Source organism: Psychromonas arctica DSM 14288 (assembly GCF_000482725.1).
In the GTDB taxonomy this organism is placed as follows: domain Bacteria; phylum Pseudomonadota; class Gammaproteobacteria; order Enterobacterales; family Psychromonadaceae; genus Psychromonas; species Psychromonas arctica.
Window position 1 is genome coordinate 161,618 of sequence record NZ_KI519478.1, and the last position, 26,562, is coordinate 188,179.

General features: G+C 39.6%; 23 protein-coding genes. 6 read left to right on the forward strand and 17 right to left on the reverse strand.

Annotated features, from left to right (window positions below):
• Window positions 1-544: 544 nt before the first annotated feature.
• The 4 genes from H592_RS0114195 to H592_RS0114210 all read right to left on the reverse strand — a co-directional run bounded on the left by H592_RS0114195 (window position 545) and on the right by H592_RS0114210 (window position 3,841).
• A complete protein-coding gene (locus H592_RS0114195; RefSeq protein ID WP_028869341.1) occupies window positions 545-1,435 on the reverse strand; it encodes a tetratricopeptide repeat protein in 891 nt (296 codons plus the stop codon).
• Window positions 1,405-2,028, reverse strand: a complete 624-nt coding sequence (locus tag H592_RS24250) for a tetratricopeptide repeat protein (protein WP_028869342.1) — start codon at window positions 2,026-2,028, stop codon at window positions 1,405-1,407. Before H592_RS24250 ends, H592_RS0114195 begins: the two co-directional genes overlap by 31 nt.
• Before the next feature lie 446 nt (window positions 2,029-2,474).
• On the reverse strand, window positions 2,475-3,038 hold the full coding sequence (locus H592_RS22435; protein WP_051369187.1) for a hypothetical protein: 564 nt from the start codon (window positions 3,036-3,038) through the stop codon (window positions 2,475-2,477).
• 470 nt (window positions 3,039-3,508) lie between these two features.
• Window positions 3,509-3,841, reverse strand: coding sequence for a hypothetical protein (locus H592_RS0114210; protein WP_156916130.1), 333 nt, complete (start codon window positions 3,839-3,841; stop codon window positions 3,509-3,511).
• A 145-nt stretch (window positions 3,842-3,986) separates the two neighbouring features.
• Between H592_RS0114210 and H592_RS0114215 the strand changes: the two genes are divergently transcribed.
• Window positions 3,987-5,177 carry a transposase gene (locus H592_RS0114215; protein WP_051369188.1) on the forward strand — a complete coding sequence of 397 codons (1,191 nt, stop codon included), beginning with the start codon at window positions 3,987-3,989 and terminating at the stop codon, window positions 5,175-5,177.
• A gap of 283 nt (window positions 5,178-5,460) precedes the next feature.
• Here the strand turns inward: H592_RS0114215 and H592_RS0114220 are convergent, their stop codons facing one another.
• On the reverse strand, window positions 5,461-5,775 hold the full coding sequence (locus tag H592_RS0114220; protein WP_037071885.1) for a helix-turn-helix domain-containing protein: 315 nt from the start codon (window positions 5,773-5,775) through the stop codon (window positions 5,461-5,463).
• A 105-nt stretch (window positions 5,776-5,880) separates the two neighbouring features.
• On the opposite strand from H592_RS0114220, the gene H592_RS0114225 reads away from it, so the two are divergent.
• Both H592_RS0114225 and H592_RS0114230 read left to right on the forward strand, forming a co-directional pair.
• Entirely contained in the window at window positions 5,881-6,450 is a 570-nt protein-coding gene (locus H592_RS0114225; RefSeq protein ID WP_028869346.1) for a hypothetical protein, read from the forward strand.
• The gene (locus H592_RS0114230; RefSeq protein WP_211235672.1) at window positions 6,444-7,841 is read left to right on the forward strand and encodes a DEAD/DEAH box helicase; all 1,398 of its coding nucleotides are present in this window, start codon (window positions 6,444-6,446) and stop codon (window positions 7,839-7,841) included. The genes H592_RS0114225 and H592_RS0114230 overlap by 7 nt, the downstream gene beginning before the upstream one ends.
• 336 nt (window positions 7,842-8,177) lie before the next feature.
• Here H592_RS0114230 and H592_RS0114235 read toward each other — a convergent pair whose 3' ends face one another.
• The 3 genes from H592_RS0114235 to gntU all read right to left on the reverse strand — a co-directional run bounded on the left by H592_RS0114235 (window position 8,178) and on the right by gntU (window position 12,699).
• Window positions 8,178-8,723, reverse strand: a complete 546-nt coding sequence (locus tag H592_RS0114235) for a sugar O-acetyltransferase (protein WP_028869348.1) — start codon at window positions 8,721-8,723, stop codon at window positions 8,178-8,180.
• Window positions 8,724-9,705: 982 nt separating this feature from the next.
• The gene (gene gndA, locus H592_RS0114240; protein WP_028869349.1) at window positions 9,706-11,208 is read right to left on the reverse strand and encodes an NADP-dependent phosphogluconate dehydrogenase; all 1,503 of its coding nucleotides are present in this window, start codon (window positions 11,206-11,208) and stop codon (window positions 9,706-9,708) included.
• 144 nt (window positions 11,209-11,352) lie between these two features.
• Window positions 11,353-12,699: a gluconate transporter gene (gene gntU, locus H592_RS0114245; protein ID WP_028869350.1), complete on the reverse strand. Its 1,347-nt coding sequence runs from the start codon at window positions 12,697-12,699 to the stop codon at window positions 11,353-11,355.
• A 308-nt stretch (window positions 12,700-13,007) separates the two neighbouring features.
• On the opposite strand from gntU, the gene H592_RS0114250 reads away from it, so the two are divergent.
• Genes H592_RS0114250 through H592_RS0114260 form a run of 3 tightly spaced genes read left to right on the forward strand, consistent with a single transcriptional unit; the run spans window position 13,008 to window position 15,988 of the window.
• Window positions 13,008-13,523: a gluconokinase gene (locus H592_RS0114250; RefSeq protein ID WP_028869351.1), complete on the forward strand. Its 516-nt coding sequence runs from the start codon at window positions 13,008-13,010 to the stop codon at window positions 13,521-13,523.
• Between the two features lie 17 nt (window positions 13,524-13,540).
• Window positions 13,541-15,337, forward strand: coding sequence for a phosphogluconate dehydratase (edd, locus tag H592_RS0114255; protein WP_028869352.1), 1,797 nt, complete (start codon window positions 13,541-13,543; stop codon window positions 15,335-15,337).
• A gap of 9 nt (window positions 15,338-15,346) precedes the next feature.
• Window positions 15,347-15,988: a bifunctional 4-hydroxy-2-oxoglutarate aldolase/2-dehydro-3-deoxy-phosphogluconate aldolase gene (locus tag H592_RS0114260; RefSeq protein ID WP_028869353.1), complete on the forward strand. Its 642-nt coding sequence runs from the start codon at window positions 15,347-15,349 to the stop codon at window positions 15,986-15,988.
• A gap of 66 nt (window positions 15,989-16,054) precedes the next feature.
• Here H592_RS0114260 and gntR read toward each other — a convergent pair whose 3' ends face one another.
• From gntR to H592_RS0114305, 9 genes are all read right to left on the reverse strand, one after another.
• Window positions 16,055-17,053 (reverse strand): gluconate operon transcriptional repressor GntR, encoded by a 999-nt coding sequence (gene gntR / locus H592_RS0114265; protein WP_028869354.1) that lies wholly within the window; start codon window positions 17,051-17,053, stop codon window positions 16,055-16,057.
• Between the two features lie 930 nt (window positions 17,054-17,983).
• On the reverse strand, window positions 17,984-18,688 hold the full coding sequence (locus tag H592_RS0114270) for a hypothetical protein (protein WP_028869355.1): 705 nt from the start codon (window positions 18,686-18,688) through the stop codon (window positions 17,984-17,986).
• Window positions 18,689-19,879 (reverse strand): nucleotidyltransferase domain-containing protein, encoded by a 1,191-nt coding sequence (locus H592_RS0114275; RefSeq protein ID WP_028869356.1) that lies wholly within the window; start codon window positions 19,877-19,879, stop codon window positions 18,689-18,691.
• A complete protein-coding gene (locus H592_RS0114280; protein WP_028869357.1) occupies window positions 19,872-21,026 on the reverse strand; it encodes an SAVED domain-containing protein in 1,155 nt (384 codons plus the stop codon). Before H592_RS0114280 ends, H592_RS0114275 begins: the two co-directional genes overlap by 8 nt.
• 9 nt (window positions 21,027-21,035) lie before the next feature.
• A complete protein-coding gene (locus tag H592_RS0114285) occupies window positions 21,036-21,383 on the reverse strand; it encodes a metal-dependent hydrolase (RefSeq protein ID WP_245600432.1) in 348 nt (115 codons plus the stop codon).
• Window positions 21,384-21,405: 22 nt separating this feature from the next.
• Window positions 21,406-21,579, reverse strand: a complete 174-nt coding sequence (locus H592_RS24255) for a hypothetical protein (protein ID WP_169727663.1) — start codon at window positions 21,577-21,579, stop codon at window positions 21,406-21,408.
• A 130-nt stretch (window positions 21,580-21,709) separates the two neighbouring features.
• Window positions 21,710-22,261 carry a MarR family transcriptional regulator gene (locus H592_RS0114295; RefSeq protein ID WP_028869359.1) on the reverse strand — a complete coding sequence of 184 codons (552 nt, stop codon included), beginning with the start codon at window positions 22,259-22,261 and terminating at the stop codon, window positions 21,710-21,712.
• 22 nt (window positions 22,262-22,283) lie between these two features.
• Window positions 22,284-23,207: an ATP-binding protein gene (locus H592_RS22440; protein ID WP_245600433.1), complete on the reverse strand. Its 924-nt coding sequence runs from the start codon at window positions 23,205-23,207 to the stop codon at window positions 22,284-22,286.
• A 248-nt stretch (window positions 23,208-23,455) separates the two neighbouring features.
• Entirely contained in the window at window positions 23,456-26,554 is a 3,099-nt protein-coding gene (locus H592_RS0114305) for an HsdR family type I site-specific deoxyribonuclease (RefSeq protein ID WP_028869360.1), read from the reverse strand.
• Between the last annotated feature and the right edge of the window lie 8 nt (window positions 26,555-26,562).

The window sequence follows — 26,562 nt, forward strand, 5'->3', positions numbered from 1 at the left end:
CTGGAAAATTTCTAGTATCAGTGCCACCTACTTGCATTTGCCTAAGTCACTCAATTACATTTAGTTATGCCAGGCACCAATAAAATATTTTTAGGGAGAAAGTATTGTTAATAAATAGTCAGCTTAGCCACCATAACGGTCATTGAGTTTTTACAAAAACGTGCAAGGCGCTTTCGCCCCCTAAGAGAGATAGAAAACCAACTCACTTTCGTCGCCATAGTAAAATGACCTTAGTACCTAATATTTAAGCTAAACATGTGACTATTGACCTTAATATATGATCTTAGTAAAAGTACAGTCACTGGTTATGTTTATGCGATCGACATAGAACATGAGCTATGTACACAAAATGAGATTAGATGTACATAGGTTGAGTGCTGTAACTCTACATAATCACAATTTTGTAGTGAATTAATGTATTTAGTCCTGTTATTAGATATATCCGCCGCTTTTTTCCCCAAGCCATAGAAAGCGGAGGCGTTAACGCCCCATAGCAAGTTAGGAATGATTTGGATACAAAAGGAAAGTGCAAGAAACTCTCCGTTCAAAGTTTATTTAATTCCGCAGTTAAACGTATTAAATGCTGGTCGGCTTTCTCTAGAGAGCAATTATTTTTAATATCTTTTTTGTAAAAAGCCTTAACTTTCTGGATTGAATCAATTGCACGCATTATCAGTTTTTTATCCTTTTTACAAATACCTAATATGCTTAGTACTCCGCCTAGGTTTTCTTCTGCCACAATATACTTTAGCTTGATATTACTATGATCGTATTCGGTTGCTGCATTACTAAAGTGAGTTGTAGCTAATTCGAGACAGCGAATGTTATTATCATTTAGGCCAATAGCTTTGTAAGATACGCCTAAGTTATTTTGAGTGTCAGCCCACTCAACCGGGCTCGATTCAATCGTTCTAACTTTTAAAGACTCTATATAGGCTGTTACAGCTTCTGGATGGCGTTTTAAAGCACCTAATACAATACCAAGATTGTTTTGTATATCTGCCCAGTCAATAGGAAATTTAGAATGCGACTGTACTTTTAATGCATTTTCAAACGATTTTATAGCCTCTTCATACTTCTTATTTGCATTCGTTTTCCTTCCCAACATTAAAAACAAATGGCCTAAGTTATTTTGAATCTCGGCCCAGATTCGTGGGTGTGTGGTTATAGTAAGTATTGATAATGCTTGGCTATATGAATGAAGTGCTTTCTCAAAATAATTTGTAGATGATTGTTTTTTACCTAACTCTTTATAGGTACTGCCTAAATTATTATGGTTTTTAGCCCACTCTATAGGAGTGCTATCTGCTCCTCGAACCGCTAAAGCTTTGCAATAAGAGTTTTCAGATTTTTTTAAATAGCATTTTTTATTGGTGAGTTTGTAATATAAAGAAAAAATTGAGCCTAGCCCATCTTGAATTGCCGCCCAATGCATTGTTTTTTTTCTTTTTCAATTATATTTAATGCTTTTTGGTAAGAACTGTTAGCCTTGTCGATATATTTGATATATGAAGTGTCTCGGGCGATATGGAAAAAAGCTAAGCCTAAGTTTGTATATACTAACGCACTGTTTTCTTTATCATTTATAGAAATAAACACTTTGTTTGCTAATGTAAAGGCGTTAATTGCATTGTGTAATAATTGAGTATCAGATTTCAATTTGCTTAATGTGAGGTAAAGGCTTCCTATGTTTTGTTTTGTTATTGCCCAACTTTTAGGATCACTTATAGAATCTCTCGCTTTGAGAGAGTTATTATAAGCTACAAGAGCTTTTTCAAGTTGATCTACATCTGAAGTAAAATCACCCATCTGTGCATATACATTTGCCAAATTATTCTGAGTTGACGCCCATAGTTGCGGGTTATTTTTAATGGAAAATACTTCCAATGCAGCATTATAAAATTTTACCGACTCATAAAAGTGTGATTTGTTTCCAGTTCTCGCCCCTAATTCTGCAAATGCAGTTCCGAGGTTATCTTGAATCGAAGCCCATCTCTGAGAATAGTTTTCTTTATTAATTATTTTCAATATTTGCAGGTATGTATTAATACTGGTTTTAATACATTCAGTTACACCTTTTTCTATTCCATGCTTATATATTGCAGATGCAAAATAAACTAAATAAGTTGTTTTTATAAGTGTGAATTTATTGGGGGTAAGCTCATTAGCATTATGAAAATATTCAGCTGCTTGCTCGTAATTTAATTCAATTAATTCTAATTCTGCAATTTCAGCGGCTGCGTTTGCTGCGTTTAAAAGATGTTTCTCTTCAGACTCTTCGGCTGCTTTTCTTACTTCTTTCGCTTTATAAGCAATTTCTTCTTCAGTCTTTTTGACTATGCGTAATAATTCTATTGCTGAACTATATTTACCTAATTGAATCGCATTATGAACTTCTGTAATTTTAGTTTGATATTCAGAATTACCCTCAGATAAAATTTCTAATCGTTGTAGAGATTCTCTATGCCTGATGGCTATTTCACATAAAACTGTTGGTAATGATTCCGTAGGAATATTTTTTTCTTTAATATTGTAAAAAAAGTAGTTAACGCCTGCTCTGTAATACCTAGCTTCTTGCGTAACTCATCTTTCTCTGCATTAGTTTTTTTATTTATTGGGTCTTCAATGAGTGATTTGATAACTGATGGATCAAAAGATGAAACCAGCTGTTTACCAATGCTTTCTTTAGAGTATTGTTCCGCTATTTCTTTCCACTCTTTTAGCAAAGAAACTGGAAACCTATTTTCATCAACATCAATTAGGCGAGAACAAGTTTGGCATAGCCAAATACCATTATCATAATGTTTCCTTTGCTCGGAAGATAAACTAGCATCATATCTTGCTACGCCTGCTGCAGAAGCGGCAGCCGTGATATGGGCCGCAACTCCAATACTTGTTGTTTTCTCCTGATTACTACTTGCGCCTCGAGTCAAAACTCTACAGTCAGGTTTTGAACAAAGATCACTCACCCTTTCACGTAATAATCGAATCGTTTTAGGGGAAAAGTCATCTCTCGTTTCTTTTGGGGTTTTTGCCATAATACATTCCAATAAATGAACTTACAGTTTCAACTGCATAAGGCTGGACATTTTCATTTATGACAATACATTATATATCCTTACAATTCATGAAATTACTTTTAAAATAGCAAATGTAAATCCAAAGTAAATTTAATTTTATAGGGCGTGTAGAGAGTTGTAATTTTAGGCGCTATGTGCCCCAAAACGCCTCAGATAGTAAAATCCTATGCATGCTTTTTCCCGAAAGCATGCATAATCGTGAGTACATATTTTTAGTTTTGTAAGTCGCTATGGGGGGTGTTAGCAACTTAGCTTTCTAGCTCGGTTTGTGTCACAAAAGTGTCCTAGGAAACCTACGACCAAACATAAAAAAGGTCTGCTTATGATTGCCTTCCTATTAATACCATCGCTCAGATCACGGCTATGAGATTATTAGTGATTTAGCCAGAAGCCCGGAAGGAGGAAAGTAAAAAGTTACAATGTAATTATTATATGGTTCCAAGTTTATTGGCCTTTGCATAATCACACATTTCTCTCACTTCCGCAGGAGTGAAATTATCATCTCTCATGGATTTGACCATATGCCTAACGCCTTTTTTTATTTCTTCATCAGTCAAAGGCACTGCTTTTAATCCACTTTTGATATTTTCGTTTAGTTCTCTAGCGTCTTTTTCTCTTCCATCTTCTTTTGCCACTACATGACAAAAAACCATTATCAGTATATCGGCTTCAATTGTTTCTCCATCTTTGAAGTAAGTAGTAACAATACCTAATATAAGAATGGCTACAGCCATTACTACTATTAATTTTTTAATAATCATCCTTAAATAATTACACTGTAACTATTTTAGTTGGTTGATAAGTAACAACACTCTGGACAGTTTTACGGAAAAAATAAAATAGGCTCCATGATCAGAAATTGCGAAAATAAGGTTTCTAACATCAAATAATCACAGAAGTCTGCCCATGGAAACGATAGTAGAAACAATTTTAGCCTCAATGTCCAATGTTAAAAAGCATCAGAGAACCTTCATGCTCTCTTTATTTGCAGTGTTGGTCGTTTTTCAAGGCAAGGCAACGTTTAAAAATATGGCCCGTTATAGCGGAATGTGTGAAAAACGATTTCGACGTTGGTCTAATCGCGTTTTTGATTATGCCGAATTTAACACAAAATTAATTGCACTGACCTTCACTGAGCAGGAAGAACAAATTGCAGCGATTGATGGCAGCTTTATCAGCAAATCTGGTCGTCAAACAGAAGGGCTAGCTTGGTTTTACAACGGCAGTGCAGGAGAAGCACAGCAAGGATTGGAAATATCCACGATCTGCATTACCGATCTGAAGTCAAATACCGCCTATGCGCAGCATTCTCGTCAAACCATCGATATTCAAGGCGTGACGCGCGTTGAACAATATGCACAGCATGTTATCGACGTCGCTGCGAACCTACGTAAACTGAATATCAAGTACCTTGCTGCCGATGCTTACTATAGCAAAGTGAAATTTGTATCGAAGGTGCTTGAAACGGGTCTTCATCTTGTTGGAAAGCTCCGTGTTGATGCTGATTTACAGTGGTTGTACCAAGGAAAATACAATGGCATTGGTCGGCCCCGAAGATTTGATGGTAAGATCGATTTCGAAGATTTAGGACGCTTTGAAAGTGTCGGTATTTTGGATGATAATATAACCGTTTACACCCAAATGGTTTATTCAAAGAGCCTAAAGCGTGAGATTCGTGTGGTGATGTTGAATTGGTATAAGGGAAAAAAAATCGGCCGGGCTTTATTGTATTCAACAGACATTTTGTTGGATGCGATGACGTTGATTAAGTACTACAAGGCCCGATTTCAAATAGAGTTTTTATTCAGAGATGCCAAACAATATACAGGGCTCACTCATTGCCAATCGCGACGTAAGGAAGCGATTAATATGCAGGTAAACGCGTCATTAACGGCATTGAATTTACTGAAGGTTGAAGATCGAACAGAGAAATTAACCAGCAAGCCCTCAGTGATATCAATCGCCTCGTGGAAACGCAGAAAATTCAATCAACACTTGATGGGCAGGCTTTTTAACGCGTTAGGATTAGACCTAAGTTGTAAAAAAGTCGAAATAATTTATGAGCAGTATGGCAATTACGGCGCTATTGCATCATAAAACTGTCCGGAGTGTTGTAAGTAATAATTATAGTCGCTGTTAGCTTTTATTTCATAACCATGTTCACGGTAATGCTTAATTCGGATTACACTAGCTCGCAAAGGGGGCGAAAGCGCCTTGCACGTTTTTGTAAAAACTCAATGACCGCTATGGTGGCTTTGAGACTGTCAGGCTTGATAGAATCCTATCTACCAAAAGTGTCAATTCAGATTTGAGCTAATGCAATTTTAGGTGTGCTGATGCCGATCTCATCAGTGGATCTCGTCCTCCCTGAAACCGAGTATCAGAATTTTGTGCCGCTCTCTAATAATTGAATCAGCTTGTGTTTAGTGTCGTCATCAAGCTTATCAATCAAGCATGCCAAGGTTGCATTTTCTTCGGTTTCACAAAAAAAATAGTTCACTGGCACGTCTAGCTCTTTTGCTAACTTTTTTAATGTCCCGAGATCAGGCATGTGGCGACCAGTCTCATAGTGATTCATGCGGCCACTGGCGGAGCTTGGATCTATCCCTATTTTAATACCTAAATCTTTTTGACTGATTTTCATTCTGTTTCGAGCCTCTTTAAGACGCTCCGTAAAAAAGGATTTAACCTGCACTGGTATTTCATCTCAATAACTCTCACATAAAATTGATTGTCTAGTTTTTATAAGGGCATGTATACTTAGGAATCCTAAGTTTAGCTTCGTTTATGAGGTATGGCAATGAGTCAAAAAGTTAATATGAATGTTTTTTTGCATTCTCTTTTGGTGATAAAGCAAATGAATGACTTCACTGTGATAGAAGCAAGGGATGCTTTGTTGCAAAATAATACTGAATTTACAGACACAGACGTAGCGAGAAAATATATTTATCGGCAGCTGCTTTGGGCTGTAAATCATGATTTTTTAAAACGCACTGATCATTTTAATGATGGGATAAAGAAGGTTATATATTCAAAAACGGAAACATTCTCTTGCTCAAAATTTATTCCGGTTAATCGGGATAAGAAACAAAAACAAAAGTTACCACGTAAAGTTGGTACTGCTAAACCAAAAACCGAAAACTACAAAGCGCAGCTTGAAAAAGAGCTTATGATTTATGAGATGGATCTAAATGCAAGTATTGAAGAGGCTAAGGAATATAAACACTTATCTACTCGATTTCCGGAATTAAAAGACAAACTACAGCAGCATCATCAACAAGCTAAAGATCAATCTATTCAACTTCTTGGCAAAGTTCATGCGTTACAGAAGTTACTTGGCTATAAAATTACTGGATATCAATCATGTTAAGGCATTGGCAGCAAGAATGCTTAAATACGGTAAAAAAACATTACGCAGATACCAGTAAACATTTCTTATGTTTGGCAACACCGGGAGCCGGAAAAACGGTATTAGGCGCTGAAGTTGCAGCCTATTTATTTGAGACAAAGCAGATAGATTTTGTTATATGTTTCTCGCCATCGATCACGGTTGCCGAAGGGATTAAAAATACCTTTGCACGTCGACTGAATTGTAATTTTGATGGTGTCATCGGCGCTATTGGTTGCTCATATACTTATCAGAACATGCGCTTTTTTAACGAAGACAATTGGAAGATCATCAAGAACAATCGCGTATTGGTGGTATTTGATGAGATCCATCACTGCTCAGGATCTTCATTTGATGATGCTAATGCCTGGGGGCAAGATATTGTACAAAATATTCAAGAGCAAGCTACATTCACTTTGGCGCTGACCGGGACTCCTTGGCGATCTGATCTAATCCCCATTGCCCTGGCTAACTACAGGGATCCTGATAATCAAATTCAATGTGATTATACCTATTCATTACAACAAGCGGTGAGTGATGGCGTTTGCAGAAACCCTAAAATTGTTTTAATTGATAACGAAGAGATATCAGTGACTACACAAGAGCAAGAAACTAAAGTCTTTAAGTCACTGCATGAATTATTAAAAGCTCCCTTAATTTCCTATCAGGACTTAATCTGTCATGAAGTAGTTATTCAATATATCCTTGAAAAAGGCTGTAACAAACTGGCTGAGATCAGACAGTTTAACCCATACGCGGGAGGGTTAATTGTCGCATCATCCGTTGAGCACGCGCAGCAAATATTGAAAATGCTCACAGAACAATTACAGCAAACAGCCGTCATTGTGACTTATAAAGAAACGGATGCAGCTGAACGAATCAAACATTTTCGTTTCTGTAAAACGCAATGGATTGTCAGCGTTGGCATGGTCGCTGAAGGTACCGATATCCCCCGACTACAGGTTTGCTGCCATCTAAGCAGGGTAAAAACAGAGCTGTATTTCCGCCAAGTGTTAGGCCGAATTTTACGGTTAAATGACGCTGTAAATCAGGAGGCTTGGTTATTCACTTTTGCTGAAGAAAAGTTAAGTATATTTGCCAACCGAATAGATCAAGAATTACCTGATGCATGCGTTTTAGTGCGCAGCAATGCAATTGCTAACCAGTTTGCGATCAAAACTGATAGTAAGAAACTGCTAACATCTTCAATTAACCTAAAACCAGCACCTGTTACAGCACTACTCGATGATTCATCTTTTGTGGATATCTTCAGCAGTATAAATAGTAAAAATGAAAAATCTCATACCCCAGCTTATCTAGAAAATTTCGGTGGATTTAGAGAAAAACTGATTGAAGTTTTTAGCCCGATATAAATGCTAATTATTGAAGCCTCTATGCCTGTTGTGGGTAAGTCAGACAGATAATATTTTTATAGCTATATCAAGAAAATCGCCCCGTTTTTGTGCCAATTTTAAATTAAAAAGCAGTCTCGCTTTGACCCCATGGCGACTCAAAAAGTTAAAAACCAATGCCCACTATTATGCATGCTTTCGGGAAAAAGCGAGCGACATCTTATTTGAAAAAAAAACAGCTAAATACAGTTGAGACGCTTAATTATTCATTCTCGAATCGCCACTTACAGTCAAAACATTCAGCCTTCCAGATCCCAAGCTTTCCGGCCGTTATCTTTCACTCTTCCCTTTCTAAAATTATTCTAAATATTTAATTAATTTGGCTGGCTGTCCACCGACCAGAGTACCCGGTGCGACATCCTTTGTGACTACTGCACCAGCTGCCACAACAGAGCGGGCACCAATGGTGACACCCTGGCAAATAACTACATTACCGCCTATCCAGACATCATCTTCAACGGTGATTGGCAGGCATGTTGTTATCCACTCTCGACGCTTGCGGTAATCAGTAGGGTGAGAAACGGTGTAAAACTGAGCATTGGGTCCAATTAAAACATGGTTGCCAATAGAGATAGGCGCATTATCCAGAAAGGTTGCGCCCATATTGATAAAGCTGCTTTCACCGATAGAGATTGTTTTTCCGTATTCACAGCGAAAAGGAGGATAGATAAAACTTTTTCCCGTCATACTTTTTAATAATTTTTTAAAAAGAGGTTTTGCCTGTTTAAACTGGCATTGGTTGATTTCTTGCAATAAGTTAAAAACGCTTTCTTTGAGTGCTGTTAATTCAGGGCCAAAATCATCGTAATCCAAGCCAAGCTGCATTTTTTCGAATTCTGTCATAGATTGTTCCTTATGGTAAATGTGCTACCTATAATAACAAAAAAGCAGTTTCTGGTTCTTTGATTTTACTCGGTTTTGGGAGTTTTCGAGCGTGAGCTGTTGTGATCGCTGAAGGAAAAAGCGAGCCTCGTAACAGCTTAAATTTTCGCTACCTGAGTCGCTTGGGACATATATGGACGCCACGTTTATTGCAAGTTTAATGAAGATTACAGTCTGCTGTCATATATCCGACGTCTCAGTAGGTTATCAATAACCTGCGCCATGATGTAATCCGAGTCCTGTCTCCTAATCACAAAGTCGACATTTACATGCCAAGCCCCAAAGCAGGTTTTACAGGAACGGTTGACCGTTTTTCATCAAGCATTGCAAACTGTAATCACCACCCTAGATCCGCCTCTATTTGCCGCAGTTCAGAAAAACCAAGATTTTCTTCCCTTAAAATGTCTATCTCCAACTATTTAAACCGATTATTGGGATCACATTAAAAAATGCCTTAAGCAGGAAAAAATAACAGTAAGAAGCTATAACAAGAAATGTCGATGAGAACGGTATGACGCCACACACAGATTTGACGGTCAAAGTTGACGCCTTAAATCCCTATAAACCTTGTGGCAGAAGCAAGCTGGACGGATTTGTCATTCGTTGTGTGGTGAATAGATCATTTTTGTAACGGTAACTATCACAATATTTTATTATTTTATAAGTCGTTATTGTCTTCAAGCGCCAATCGCTCAATTATTCTTAATGAAGAGAAGACTTCTTATTCATAATTTATCTCTACTAGATATATTAACTGAAGTCTCAAGTAGTGTCCGGTAATATTAGACCACCTCAACATTTATGTCCCTTTTTAAGGGTTTTAAACGTTTTGTGATCTGGATAGTATTGATAAAGTCCACACGAACTTATGATTTAGGTACTAGTTCAATGGTATTAGATCAAATTTTTTAAAATGGCAGGTCATTATATGACCTGCCGATTATTAATGTTCGACCAGGTGCTCACCACTACCAAAGTGCCAATCGTAATGGAAATGTTGCTTTGTATCTTGATCTTTACGAGCGTACGTATGACTGCCAAAATAATCTCGCATGGCTTGTATCAGGCTCGCGGATGAATCAGCTTCACGGTAGCAATCGTAATATCCCATTGCAGCGCTAATTGCCAGCATTGGCATACCTTGCATAACTGCTTTTGCTAATACTTCTCGCCATGCTAGTTGGCTTTTTGCCAGACGGTCAGTAAACCGTTCTGCCAACATTAAATTAATCAAGTTAGGCTCAGTTTGATATGCGTTGGCAATGTCATTTAGAAAGTTAGCCCTGATTACGCAACCCGCACGCCAAATTTTAGCGATTGAAACATAATCAAGTATCCAGTTATTCTCTTTATCCGCCGCGGACATAAGCTCGAAACCTTGTGCATAGCTACAGATTTTTGAACAATAAAGCGCATCTGCCAGTTTATCAATCCATTCTGCTTTAGCTTCAGTGCGAATAATCGGACCTGTTAACTGCACCGCCCCAATTTGACGGACTTTCTTTTGAGTACTAAGGAAACGAGCAAATACTGATGCTGCAATGGCGTTCGCAGGAACGCCCAGTTCTAAGGCTTCACGTGCAGTCCAACTGCCTGTTCCTTTTTGACCTGCTTGGTCGAGGATCATATCTACCAAAGGTTGGCCTGTTTTTGGGTCGATAGTCTGAAGAATGTCAGCGGTGATTCCAATAAGGTAACTTTGCAGTTTTCCTTTGTTCCACTGGCTAAATACAGCACCGACTTCTGGCGCAGACATCGCTAAAATTTGTCGCATAAATTGCACTATTTCGGCAATCATCTGCATGTCTGCATACTCAATACCGTTATGCACCATTTTTACAAAATGACCAGAGCCAATTGGACCAATGTATTCAGCACAAGGTTCACCCTCCGGCAAAGGTTGATCTACTTGTGTCCGCGCAATTTCGTATCCGCTAATGGGATCGACTCTTGCCGATATAGCTTGCCACATCGGTTTTAATCTTTGCCATGCGGCTTTGTCACCACTTGGCATTAAAGATGGACCAAACCGTGCGCCTAATTCTCCTCCGGAAATTGCACAGGTAAAAAAATTAAACTTATCTGTATAACTTTGCCCCCGAGCGATTGAATCCCGCCATTGACTATTGCCAGTATCGACAACGACATCGGCTGGCTCTAAACCTGCTGCCATTAAATCCTGACAGATAATATCCACGATAGGACCGGCAGGAACAGAGAGTACGATACGGCGCGGCGTAGAAAGCTGGTTGATCAACTCAGAAAGATCTTCAACCGTCATTAATTTTGCTGCTCTTAGTGGTTTGTGGCGTTTGATTATATCGTGACGACGTTCCTCATTAACGTCAAAAGCGACTACGGAAAATCCACGCTCTGCTAAATTCAGTGCCATATTAGCGCCCATAACGCCTAAGCCGATCACGGCAATATCGATTTTTGTTTTCATTCTGACCTCCGTATTTAGGTAAATTAATTGAAGTTTGTTCACTGTTTAAATCATTTGTTTTTCTTGTATTACTTGTAGATTAAAGCCCAATAATTAATGTAATTATTGGGCTTGGCTTCAGCAATCGCGGCGTAACGCTATTTATCAATTAATAAAAAGTGAAACTAATACTGCAACAATACCTCCGGTCGTTCCAATGATCGTTTCCATTACCGTCCAGGTTTGTAGTGTTTGCTTTTCCGTCAGTCCAAGATAGCGGTTAGCTAACCAAAAACCAGAATCATTCACATGTGAAAGGACAATCGAACCGCCACCAATAGCAATAGTAATAGCTGCTAGTTGCATGCCATTAAGTCCAAGTGGTTCAAGCATCGGAATAATTAATCCACATGCAGTTAACATAGCAACTGTTGCAGAACCTTGAATGACGCGCACTGCTGCAGCAAGAATAAATGCTAGTACAACTATCGGTAATCCGGAGCCTGCTAACATATTACCTAATGCAGCACCTACGCCTGAATCTACTAATACTTGTTTAAAAACACCACCTGCACCAGTAACTAAAATGATGATCCCAGCAGGCTCGAGTGCACTGCTGCAAATTGCCATAATACGATTATTAGATATTCCGCGTTTAGTGCCAAGTAGATAGAAAGCGGCTAAACATGCAACCATAATTGCGGTAAAAGGGTGGCCTATAAATTCTAGCCATCCATGTGCTGTTGAAGCTGGATCAACAAAACGAGCAGCAATCGTTTTAAGTCCGATCATCAGTAATGGCAGACCGATTAACCCAATAGCTAAACCAAATGTCGGAGTCCCTTCACCTTCCCGCACACTCACTCCTATTTTTTCATGTTCAGGCAGTTCAACATGCACATGTTTTGAAATCATTGAACCAAAAATAGGACCACCGATAATCATAGCAGGGATAGAAGCCAGAAGACCAAACAAGATCATATAACCAAAATCAGCATTCAGTTGTGAGGCAACAAGAATAGGCCCGGGCGCTGGAATTAAAAACGCCTGGCATGTGGCAATACCTGCTAACAGTGCAATACCTATTTTAACAACACTACCACCGCCTTGGCGAACAACTGCAAACGCTAGACCAATAAGCAATACTACGGCGACATCGAAAAACAGAGGTAAGGCACAAATAAAACCGGTAAAGGTCAACGCCCAGTTGGCATTTTTAGTGCCAAACTTATGCAATAGCGTATGTGCAACACGATCCAGTGCTCCGGTAGCTTCCATTACCTTACCAAACATAGCACCTAGCGCGACCACAACAGCCACAAATCCAAGCGTTCCTCCCATCCCTTTTTGGATGGTCACAGCTATATCTTCAGGGCTCATGCCTGAAAACAAACCTGCAATCATAGAGACTAGTATTAGTGAGGCAACGGCATGCAAACGCACTTTCATCACCAAAAATAACAACAGGATAATAGATCCTGCTGCGGTCATTATTAACGATATATCTGACATGATGTTTCCTTTATTAGTTGGTGTGTGATATTTCACACTTGTGATTATTTAATTATATTATTGTTAACGAGGATCTAACTCGAGCAAAGTTACGGGTAACATATTACCCGTAACTTTGCTCAAAAAAAACCTTGTGTTGAATAAATGCTCTCTACTTCACATTTTTTGTCATGTGTTAATTTTTTCTTATTATTATCTATTCGTAGTATTCACAAGGGGCAGAGTTACGGGTAACATGTTACCCGTAACTCTTGGCTGTCCCCAAATACACTTAAGAGTATTGTTTAATAATTAGACAGAGGTAAAAAATGGATAAACAGCAAAAATCTAAATGCTTTATTATCATGGGCGTCAGCAGTACCGGCAAATCTTCGGTTGGTGCCGCTTTCGCTAAAGCAATTCAAGCAAAATTTATTGATGGTGATGATCTGCACCCGAAAGCCAACGTTATTAAAATGACATCTGGGCAGCCACTCAATGATGAGGATCGCAGCCCCTGGTTAGAACGGATTCGCGACGCAGCTTTCAGCCTTGAGAAAAAAAATGAAAATGGCGTGATCGTTTGTTCGGCGCTCAAGAAAAAGTACCGGGATATGATTTGTGATGGCAATGATAATGTAACCTTTATCTTTTTGAATGGTGAATTTGATCTGGTTCTGGAGCGTATGAAAAATCGCCAAGGGCATTTCATGCCTACCGAGCTCCTGCAAAGCCAGTTTAATACCTTAGAGGTTCCGGGTGAAGATGAAAGTAACGTCATTAGTGTAGATATTGAAGGCAGCTTTGATGAAGTGGTCTCACGTTGTATAGCTGTTGCTCAATAAAAAGGGATATAAAACATATGAATAATATTATTGAACAAGTTACTAAAAACATTGCTATGCGTAGTAGTAAACTACGTAATGAGTATTTATCTCGCATCAGAAAACAAGCTGCATTAGGTAAAGAAAGAGCGACGCTTGCTTGTGGTAATTTAGCCCATACAGTTGCTTCATGCAGCGCAGGGCAAAAATCAACTATTCTCGATTTTACCCGCGCAAATGTTGCTATCGTCAGCGCTTATAATGATATGTTAAGTGCGCATCAGCCTTATCAAACCTACCCGGATAAAATTAAACTGGCACTTAAAAATGCGGGTCACAGTGCCCAAGTTGCAGGTGGTGTTCCGGCGATGTGTGATGGTGTAACGCAGGGACAAACGGGGATGGATTTGTCACTTTTTTCACGGGATTTAATTGCGCAAGCCACTGCTATCGCTCTGAGTCATAATACATTTGATGCGACATTATTACTCGGGGTTTGCGACAAAATAGCACCTGGACAGATAATGGGCGCTCTCGCTTTTGGCCACCTTCCTAGTGCTTTTGTTCCCTCCGGTCCGATGGCAACGGGTATCACCAATGAAGAAAAGGTAAAAATCCGTCAGCAATATGTTGCCGGCGAAGTGGACAAAAATGCGCTGCAGACTATGGAGAATAACGCCTACCACTCCCCTGGCACATGTACTTTCTATGGTACGGCAAATACCAACCAGCTTGTTTTTGAGGCGATGGGGTTAATGTTACCCGGCTCGGCATTTTTACCGCCGGATTCACAATTACGCCATGCATTAACTGATGTTATTGCCAAACACATGGTAACCATAACTCATGGTTGTGGTGATTATCGTCCTATTGCCGAGGTTATAGATGAAAAATCTGTGGTAAATGGATTGGTGGCATTATTAGCTTCAGGGGGCAGCACTAATCATACTATTCATATGATTGCGATTGCGCGATCTGCCGGATTAGTTGTCACCTGGGATGATTTTGACCAACTTGCCAAAGTAGTGCCCTCTTTAACCTTAATGTATCCCAACGGGCCGGCTGATGTTAATGCCTTCCAGGCCGCAGGTGGTGTTCCGACCTTGATGAAAATGTTGGCCGCTCGTGGCCTGCTTAATATGGATGCGCAACCTGTTTTTGGCACTATGCAATATTATTTAAAACAGCCTGTTTTGGTTGACGGTAAGGTTGAATTTGTGCCCGCGAGTGATTCACTGGATGAAAATGTGATTGCAGCGCCGGGACAGGAATTCAGTAAACAAGGCGGCTTAAAATTACTTGATGGTAATCTTGGGCGCGGGGTGATAAAAATCAGTGCAGTAGCGGAAGAAAATCGTTTTATTGAAGCACCGGCAATGGTTTTTGAATCTCAGCATGACGTAGAAACAGCTTATAAGGCCGGGCAATTAAACCGTGATGTGGTTGTTGTCGTGCGTCATAACGGCCCATCAGCCAATGGTATGCCTGAGTTACATAAATTGATGCCTATTTTAGGTAATGTGATGAAAGCCGGATTTAAAACTGCGTTAGTGACCGATGGACGATTATCGGGGGCATCGGGTAAGGTTCCTGCTGCTATCCATATCACGCCGGAAGCATTACATGGCGGTCCATTAAGTAAAATTCAGGACGGCGATATTATCTGTTTAGATGCCAATAATGGCAGTATTTCTGTTAGAGCAGAACTCAGTGAACGGGCTGAATTTCATCCCAATTTAGATCACGAACATGTGGGTGCGGGCAGAGAGCTCTTCTCGTTATTTCGTCAGGCAGTATCAAGCGCAGAAACAGGCGCAACTATTTTCAATCAATAAGGATGTAACATGAATTGGACTATTTCCCCCGAACAGGTTTTTGCCTGTTCACCCGTTGTGCCAGTGATGGTCATCAATAATGTAGCTGATGCCGTGCCAATGGCAAAAGCGCTTGCGGCAGGTGGCATTAGTGTTTTTGAGGTAACCTTAAGAACAGAAGCTGCTGTAGAAGCTATTCGCGCCATCGCGACAGCCATGCCCGAGGCAATGATCGGGGCTGGAACTGTGATAAATACCCAACAATATGATGCGGCTGTGGCTGCCGGCGCTAAATTTGTTATCTCTCCAGGATACAGTATCTCGTTGTTGGAATATGCTAAAACTGGAATAGCACCTTTAATTCCAGGGGTATCAACACCTTCGGAAATAATTACTGCCTTAGAGTTAGGCTATGACCATTTGAAGTTCTTTCCGGCAGAAGCAAATGGCGGAGCCGCGGCGCTAAAAGCCATTGCCGCGCCGTTACCTCAGGTGCGTTTTTGTCCAACGGGGGGGATTAACCCCGGCAATGTTGCCGATTATATGGCGCTGAATTGTGTTGCAACCGTAGGTGGATCATGGATGATTCCAAATGATGCTATTGAAAGTGGTGACTGGGCAAAGGTCACTGAGCTGTCTAAGCAAGCCGTATCCCTGATTGCCAGTCTATAAAGCCTAAAATTTAAAAAAATATCACAGTAATAGGCAGCCTGGACAAGCTGCCTGTTATAACAGCCTCTAAATACTCTCTCCATGGCGAATTTCAAAACCAAGATCAATGACTTTCTCCGTAATTTTCTGACCATTTAAACGGGCAATGAGCTGCTGTGCTGTAATTTGGCCTATTTTTTCGCGCGGAGTGACCACCGTTGCTAAGCTAGGTACCATACATTGACCAATATCATGGCCATGAAAACCGGCAATGGCAATTTCTTCGGGAATCTTCAAACCGAGGCGCTGTGCTTCAAAAATGGCACCAATGGCTAAGTCATCATTTGTACAAAATAAACCATCTGTTTGCGGATGTTCTGCGATTGTTCGTTTTAATAATTCGGCACCTAGCGAAAACGAAGAGGCTGCTTCGGTCAGCATGCTTTTACTGGTAAAACCATGCTCCTCCATTGCTTTTGCGTAACCTTTTTCTTTTAGTTGAGTTCGCACATCCATACGCGCTCCTAAATAAACAATATTGCGATATCCTTTTTCTATCATGCTTGACACCATACGATAAGCCGCATCGATATTATCAAAGCCGACGGCCTGTTCAATGCACGGAGAGATCACATCCATCATTTCAATAACCGGAATACCGGCAGTTTCGATCATTTTTAAAGTTCTGGCGGTATGATGACTTTCTGAAAGAATTAACCCGTCGATATGATAAGACAACAGGAAACTAATACGTTCCTCTTCAATGTCAGCGCTATAGCCATAATGCGCTAGCATGGTTTGGTATCCGGCAGCTTCTGTGACATTTTCAATACCACGTATAACTTCTGAGAATACCTGGTTGGTTAACGAGGGTACAAGAATACCTATTGCATGGCTTTTGGCGTTGGATAGCAAATCCGGCGCTCGGTTTGGAATGTAACCTAACTCTTCTAAGGCCGTGGCAATTTTTTTTTGTATGGCAGAAGAAACTTGATCAGGGTCTCGAAGATAACGACTGATGGTCATCTTTGTCACCCCGACGATATTGGCGACATCTTGTAGAGTGGGTCTTTTTTTCTTAGTCATAATTATTACTCATTCAATGTTACTTGTAACATAACAAGAATATATACTATATGCTTCAATAGTTACAATAACATTTATTAACTGATGTTACGCAGTCACTATTAGACATCAATCACTTACAATAAAATTTTGTTATGTAACCCATTGATTTCTTAATTCACTGCGTAACATCAGTTATTAAATGAAACCAAGCTAAGTAAGTGAACTATACCCAAGATAAAAAGGAATAATCATTCTCATTATGATGCGTTTTGTTCCCGCATCCGGGCGCAACTCTGAATTTGCATCTTGAAGTAGTTTGAGGGTTGAACGATTTCTTCGGAAATAAAGCAAAATAGATGATATGAAAATCCCTGATATGGTATACAAAGACATCGCAACGTCCTACCCAGAAATACATTTCGTTTAACTTGATACCTTCTTTACCTTTGTTTCATCAGTTATGTGTGAGCAACAATGTTCAATAAAATCGCGTCTTGCCTTTTGCCTCTAACACAATTGGGGCGATAGCGACCTAACATTATACCGAAAGGATGAAGGTGCCTTTACGCTCGCTATTGGGAGAAAGCGAGCGTAAATGCTATCGCTTCAACAGGTAAATATCACAAAAGAGCTGAGGCGTTTTGTGCCCCAAAGCGAGATAGATAAGCAACTTATTTAATGTCAGCTTAGAGCTTACAGGAGACAATGACCTCATTTCTATATCTCATACTCCCATCGACTGGTATCAATAGCGGAGATTAATAACAATTACTTGCTTATGTATGTTTTCAATACGAAAATATTGATCTTATTTTTAGTGGCAAACCTTATGTCATTTCGTGGTCATAATAGATGTTATTTGGTGGCAGTGTTGGAGTATCTTTATTGGTAATTCTGATGTAATTGAGTGGCACAACTAATGTAATTGTCCACTTGGCGACAAGTTTGTTACTTAACAACATCCCTTCGTAACCTACGTGACCTTTTCTTAGGTTTTTGAAGCGGTGTGAAAGACTCAGCCAGATGAGTCCTAAACCAACGACGGCGTTCAATATATCGGAATTTATTCAAAAAAAGTCTGTAATCGCATCTACCTAGACGTGAAGCACAACCGCATGGACATGGTCGCTTGTTTGCATCTCGTTTACGAAGACCCAATGCTTTTAAAGCTAATAGTACCGATGCCTTTCCATTAACCTCAAACATTTCAGCATAGTCATCAATTAAGCCCTTTTCACCATGATCAAGTTCACCGTAGGGAAAGCTACCGAATTCAATTCTATGGGATACTGCATACAGGAATCTAACAACTACCTTGTCGAAAAAAGCCGTCAACGATGAATCATAATTTAAAACTGACTTAATTCTAAGTTCCGATCCCAAGCAGAAAGAACCATCTGCATACGTATGAAAGTCCTGATTGCGAGGGAAATAACCTGCCTCATCATAAACCGTGGGGAGTTTTTTGTGATAGTCACTTGTGCACACGATTCTAAGATAAAAGGTTCGATCGATAAGATTGCTCCCATCAAGCTGCGCTTTTAATTGATACTCTCCCAACAACTCCACCCTGTCAGCATTGATATCAGATAATCTAATATTTGGATAGGCCGCTAGAAATTCCTCTAGGCCAATATTATTCCAATGCTTCATCTATTGCTTGAACCATGGTTTGGGATCAGATGAATGAATTGTATGTGTTGGTTTACTTGTTACCGAAGATATTCCCAATGCCAAAGCGACAGTATTTGAGTCAAGTTTCAGGTCCAAACCATTTTGTGCAGCTTCTACAATACGTTGGGCATCATCGTTTGAGCACAGGGTTCTAAAGTCAGCCCTTGCTTGATACAACCACTTATAAAAGTTTTCTTGTAATCTGTATTGAGCTGAGTTTTCGTCATACCACTTGTCTGCGAAGTCTTCGGCTGGATTGACGGGATTCGGAATCAGCGGAGCTTGAGCTGAAATATGGTCATCCATCTCGGAAAGCACCGTATTCAACGCTGAAGCCAAATCACTTTCACCTTTATATGATTTAGCAGCCAATGTGGTAATGATTACCGATATTGGCTTACTATCCTCATTGTTCTTAAACATAGTGTCACGATGACGCTTCAATAATTGGATAACCTGCTGTAAGGGCGTCTTCCATTGATAGTATGGCAGACTACCTATACTGGCTTTAAATCGCATTTCACGTTCGTTTATTACTAAACGTGCGGTCTTCATGCGCGTTTCAAACCATCGAGCATATCCTTCAGGATTACTAATACGCCAATTTCCATTTACCACTGCATAAGTTGAATCAGTGTTGTCGGTAATCGAAACTGCAAGCTGAGACACGTTTTGAGCCAAGCTTTCATCAAACTTAGAGTTTTCGATCATCCGCTTTTTCAAAAGGCCTCTTCCTGTATCACTTTCTGGCATACAAGGGACAATATCCATATGAAAGCTGAGCCCATCGGCATACTCTAAGCGCCAACAGCGTTTCTTCTCCGCCAGCTCTTCCTTAATGCCTCTGGCATTTCGATATAGCTCTAACTCATGACCGACTAGGTGCTTTAATTGCTTTTGAGTGATGGAACTTTTATCCAAGCCACGCCGAAGATTGCACCCCATGTCTAGGTCATACTGTTCTTCTGAATCGGGTCTAATCGCCGTACCTAGACGAAATGAACCTTGAGAAAACACGTGGGGATCAAAATTACCGCATGTTGATTCTGTGCGATGTAACCAATCACCTAGGTCCTTATAGCGTTTTTCAGCCTTTTCATAAGCACTGTCTGGTAGCTCAATTTTTTCCAGAATAGTGTTTAGAACATCGTTACTTTTGGTATTACTCATGAAGATCTCCTCGAAGCTCGATTGCCATTACAAATTGTTGTGTTTTTATGTTGTGGTCATAAATAAGCCATGGCATATCAGCCTTAGGCATTCTCGCTCGTCCTAATTCGACGGCACACGATACTGGCATCACAGGAAAAATTTGCAGTGGCGTCACATCGCCGTGTGCATTTTTGATTTCAACAATCAGCTTTCTTATGCACTTTCTGAACAAGGAGAGCTGCTGCTTTGACTGAATGAAATCATTATGAGGGTGCTTGATAGTCACTTCCCAAATCGATGTATCTGGCCCCATAACCCGAGTAATTCGCTCATGTGACACATTGTCACTCAAAGAAAGAACCAGGGCTGGCTTTCCCTTCATATTTTGAGGCCTGTTGATGATGTACTCAAAATCATCTGAACAGTCTTGCCAAAACCAGCCCTTAGGCTCTCGATGTAGCTGATAAGTCTCGACCTCAATTTTGTCGGTAAGCAAAGCGCCAAGTTTTATTAACAATGGTTGAGGAGCTAACGCGAACAATGAGAAATGCTTACAAGAATCCTCTTCGATGATCGATGAGATTTTACTTTGAAAACGTTTCGTTAGGTGATGCGACTCTGCTTGCCAATATTGTTCAGAGTGATCTTTCAGCTCTGATACCATGGATAGGGTCACCGGCTTTTCAGTTGCCGGATACCAATTCGGAAACATTGCCTCGACACAACCGTGATAATTTATCGGTGATTTTTCAGCTCCAATATTTGCACAATACAAAACAACATTTGATTTACGATCAGGAGCAATGCCTGTAAGTATTTCTATACGTTGCTCATGTTGAATTTTCCAACTAATTAAGAGGTCAGCTGGATACCTATCTTCACTGCCGTTCTGATCAATTTTCTTGTGACAGTCATAGCACATCAACATGAGGTTGCTGACGTCATTTAAACTGGTTGACTTAGTTTTAAAGAGTCCCCAACCACGAGGCCCATTCTCCGAAAATGCGTAAATATGAGCATTTTGAGAGACATTAACTGATTCCTGTGTCACCGTTGATTTGTATAGCAATTTATTACACCCGTTAAATTGGCAACGAGCAGCGGCGCGAGCCCAAAGTTCTCGCTCAACTTTACGGTCTATGGGTCTTGTGACTTTAGCAACCATTCAAAACTCCTATAGTTTGCCAATTAAGGGAAGTGAGCGAGGTGTTATTGCATCACAGAGCAAATGGCTTACATAAGCACATCCGGCGATTAGTCCAAGTCCTCGAAGACACTTATCAATTGCCTCTTCCGGTTGCCACTCATACAAATTTTTGAGTCCAACACCTAATGCAGTTAACACCAATAGACTGTGGCAAAACTGGCGATGATGAGGGTTACCCAGAGAGGGCTCCAAAATATCTGGAAGCTTGCCAAATAGAGATCCAACAGCAATGGCCGTTCCAGGATGGTGACTGACAGCTTGTTTTTTGTTGTCCGCTAGGGCAACAGTTAAACCAACCGCTGCCCCGACGACCAAATGAGTTTTACCATTAGCCAATCTATTTCTCCTTCCTGACGCCCTTAAAAGGCGTTTTATCGGATGTTTTTACATCCATGAATTGACCAGTCACTGCATCTCGCTTAACCCAATGCCCACTTGGCATTTGAGTCTGAGATCTACCTTTAACTGCACCATTTCTATGTCCATCACCTGACGGGGGATTTGTAGCCATGCGGCCTCCTTTTCTGGTTAACTTAATCACATTTATCAGACTTTAATAAAAAAGATCCATTGGATCTGAGTAAATGTTAATCGACTAATCTGCTTAACGCAAGCAGATTTATCAGAAAGAGAAAAAAAGTTTAGATGATTGAACGGTAAACAAATTCCAAGCCACCAGATTCTGCTACTTCTTTTTGGCCTAAAATAAGGCCTGTAGCATGCAGTTTCTTCAATCGGCCACTTGCATTTTGTGCAGATATATCAAAATATTTAGCGACATTTGATGATGTAGCCATCTTGTTAGTAATAACAAAATCTAGCAGTTCTTTAACAGTACTGCTCAGTTTTATACCAAGCACATCATAACCAGAGACATTCTTCACTATTAGCGGCTGATCTTTGGCTGAAGCACCGTAGGACCAATTATCTAAGAGATCTTTGCTTGGTACCTTACAAAGGTAGAATCCTTTTTCACCTTTTAGGGATTTAGCCAATGAAATTACACTTTCGCGAGGAAAGGATGCATCAGTAAACCTCATTCCCTCTAAGCTAATAGAAAAAATATCGCATGACGGGTGAGTGTCAACGATCTTTTTGATTTTTATATAGGCTTCACTACCTTCGTCATTCCCAAAGGCATGATCAGATCCTACGACTTCTGAAAGAAGAATTTTATAGTTTAACTGTTTCATCTGGTTAAGTTGACACTATTTATCAGAAATAGTCAACATAGAAATCAAAACAGATATGGGTTCCTGTAATAGGAATTAACCCTGGTTCCGTAGTAACTGTGATTAATTGTCCTTTTGTGTACTCAAGTGTTAATGAGAAAGTTAATTGTCTTATAACGATGATAACCTTCTCTTTGCTAGCATGTTCACGGCTGCTTTTAAAACCAAGTCCTCGTCCTTTACCAAAACGACTTATCTCGCCAGACATAAAAGCTTTTTGAACCATCGCGATATCGTTTTCTTCGGATAGCTTTGAATATTGATCGTATAATTTAGGGTGAACCTCTTTTAAAGTAGTCCTAAGGGTTGTTGCTATTCCTACCCCTGAGTCGGATATAATGGTTTGAATATGCTTGGGCTTCCTAAACGGACGATACACTTGTAACCCAGCAAGACATGGTATCTTCGATTCACTATGATCGGTTACGTTGCCTACAAGTTCTGAAAAAACAGTTTTAGCGGCTAAGGCATAATTAGCTGAAGAATGCTCTATAAACCTGTCACCTAAACGAATAATGAGTTCTTTGTTTTGACATGGGAGAGAAATCTCCCCGATCTCAACGAGCATGTCACTATTACCCTGATATGTTTTGGCAGCAGACAATATTGGCCGATCAGGAAGGCAAGTAATACTTTGATTAAGATAATCAAAAAAACCATTCCTACTGAAAAATCTATGTGTGTTAAGGCATGATGTGGTATCTATGACAATAAGCTTCCCAACAGCTACAAGCTGGTTTGCTAGTGCTAGAAAACGCGCCAAGGCAATTAGTAGAAATTTGCAATCTACTCCGAACTTGAATGTAACTTGTGGTTCGTCTGGATGGTCCGAAAGCTTGCGGATAGCCATCTCAAAATCTGGCACATCAACCCAACCTCCAGGAAAATTGATTTCCACATGTGGCATGCGAATAAGATACCATTCATGACCTGAGTTTTTCGTAAATGTATCCTGATTTTTGTGAAGGAACGAGTTTACTTGAGACTTATCCAGCATTAATTTTTTTTGCTATTTGACGTCCTTTCATTCCCGGGGACTGATGTAACAAATCCGATATAGTTTTTAACAAATCATTTCCTCCATCATTCCCATCTTGAGAGATTTTGATACTTTCTCTTAACCATCTAAATATTTAACTAAAAGGGTAGGTTCTTTTATAGCTTCCCACCCACACCTTTGAATTTTTCAACAAAAGCAGCTACTTTCTGGAAAACCGTTTGCTTTTGTGTGCGATATTGTGGGTTAAGCGGGCTTAACTTAGGTAGCGCGTCATTAAGTGCGGTGCCATTTTCAGATGCGAACTCTCGCTTTAGAGATGAAGTAATGTAGCGTTTGGCTGCATCACTATTTAATTTTTCTGAAGCTATGATGTCATTTACTTCTCGTTTTTGCGCAGCCTGCGCGAACTTGAAGAAAGCATCAATAATGCTAGCTTTGTCGTTTATTTCATCCAGATTAGTTTGATTAATAAAATCAATAACCAAGCTTTCTTTAGCCCTGTTCCCTAAACTCCCCCGTATAAGACGACGAACTTCATCGATCAAACCCTCTTTACTCTTATTCTTTTTGTTGTGGTCAAAAATAAGCCCAAGAATGTAATCTAGGTTAATTTCTTGTGATTTAAGTAAATCTACTTCAAAGACAACATCGTCCCAATCAACTGTTGACTCACCTTTATCATCACCTTGTTTTTGTCGGCGGAGCCAATCACGCGTATCGTTATAAGTTGATCGATAGTCCTGAACTGCACGTTCACCAGGCATATCAATAGCTTGCATTTTATCTATGTCATCATCGTTTAAATAATATTTTTCTTTAAACTCTTGAGTGGCTTCTTCGTCGCTAGTATCTAAATTTTGTAAAACTTTTAAGCCAGTAAACTCATCGTAATTTTGTAGAATGTTTTCTGCTTTTAGATATTCACCAAATAATTTCGCAAAGGCTTTCTTGTCCTCTTCTTTTTCAATCGATTGAGGTTCAGGAAAACGCGTTTGCAATTCTTTAACGATATCGACAAAGCCTCTGCGAGCTTTACCAGTGACGAGATCATTAAAGCCTTCCATGTATTCTTTATAGCTTTTTTCTAAGACCACATTTTTGGTGTTTTCATCGCCAAATAAGGTGATAGCATCAATAGTCGCTTGTTCTAGATCTCGGAAGGTCACAATGTTACCAAAAGTCTTGGTGGCATCGTAAATACGGTTAGTGCGCGAGAATGCCTGCATTAAACCGTGATAACGTAAGTTTTTATCAACGAATAACGTATTGAGTGTTGGCGCGTCAAATCCAGTTAAAAACATGCCAACGACAATTAATAAATCAACTTCTTGATTTTTAACTCGTTGAGCAAGATCGCGGTAATAGTTTTGAAAGCCATTACTGTCCACGCCATAGTTACTTTTAAATAGTTTATTATAATCAGTAATCGCTGCGCCTAAAAATTCTTTAGCACTGCTATTCATTGCATTTACTTCAAAACTTTCATCTAAAATATCACCAATAGAATCTTGTTCTTCATTCGCTGCAAACGAAAATATAGTCGCGATTCGAAGTGGTTTATCGGACTCTTGCTGTAATTGACTAAAGGCTTCGTAATAAGCTTTGGCTGCATCAACACTGCTTACTGCGAACATAGCGTTAAAGCCTTTTGCTCCAGAATAGGCGCGATGCGTTTTTTGGTTAAAATTATTTAAAATGTACTGTGAAATTTCGTTAATCCGATGAGGATGCAAAAATGCTTTTTTATTTTCGGCTGCACTTAGTTTGTTATCATCTTGCTCTGTTTCAATACTTTTAAATTGAGGGCGAACATCGTTATAGTCAACTTTGAATTTAAGGACTTTTTCATCACGAATAGCATCGGTAATCACATAAGTATGCAATTGTTGACCAAAAACGCTACCCGTCGTTTCTGCTCCTAGCGCATTTTCAGGGAAGATAGGCGTACCAGTGAATCCAAATTGATAGTACTTTTTGAATTTCTTTTTGAGGTTCTTCTGCGCCTCACCAAACTGACTACGATGACATTCATCGAAAATGAATACGACTTGTTTGTTATAGATGGGTAAGTCACTTTCATTCTTAATTAAATTGTTCAGTTTTTGAATGGTAGTTACCACGATTTTGTTATCATTTTTATCGAGGTTACTTTTAAGTCCCGCGGTGCTATCAGAGCCGTTAACACTATCAGGTGAAAAACGCTGATATTCCTTCATAGTTTGGTAATCGAGATCTTTCCTGTCTACCACAAAGAATACTTTATCAATACAATCTAAATCAGTCGCTAAGCGAGCTGCTTTAAAGCTGGTCAGCGTTTTGCCAGAACCCGTGGTATGCCATATATAACCGCCGCTTTCAGTATTACTCCAGCCTTTGCTATTAAAGGCACTTTTAATCTTCCATAGAATACGTTCTGTTGCTGCTATTTGATAAGGACGCATTACGAGTAAAGTGTTGCTTATATCAAATACAGAGTATCGTAAAATTACTTCGAGTAATGTTTCTTTCTGGAAAAAGGTTGCTGTAAAGTCTTTTAAATCTTTAATTAACGCATTATCAGATTTTGCCCAATGCATAGTAAAGTCAAAGCTGTTTTTATTGCGTTTCGTTGTGTTGGCAAAATAACGAGTATCTGTACCATTAGAAATAACGAAAAGTTGCAAGAATTTATACAATGAGTTTTCAGCGTTAAAGCTTTCTTTACTGTAGCGATGGATTTGATTAAAGGCTTCACGAATCGCAACACCGCGTTTTTTCAGTTCTATTTGAACTAGCGGTAAACCATTGACCAAAATAGTGACATCATATCGATTAGCGTGGCTACCTGTTTGTTCAAATTGCTTAATGACTTGTAATTTATTCCGTGCAATTACCTTTTTATCAAACAGGTATATGTTTTCAATATGACCGTCATCAAAAACAAAATCATAGATATAGTCGCTGTGAACCTTTCGCGTTTTATCGCTAATATTATCACTTGGCGTATTGAGGTACTGTTCCTGAAAACGCAACCATTCGACATCAGTAAACTCAGTTTTGTTAAGTGTTTGCAACTGTTTACGCACATTAGCCATCATGGCATCAGGCGTTGTTAGCGCCAATACATATTCATAACCTTGATTGACTAAATCTTGTATTAATTCTCTCTCTAAATCGCCTTCACTTTGAAAGTTTTCTGGGACTTGCCAATCTTTGACATACTTATCCAAAACAATAAAATTGTTAGACTCTGCGATGGTTTTATAGGTCGTCATTATCTGTA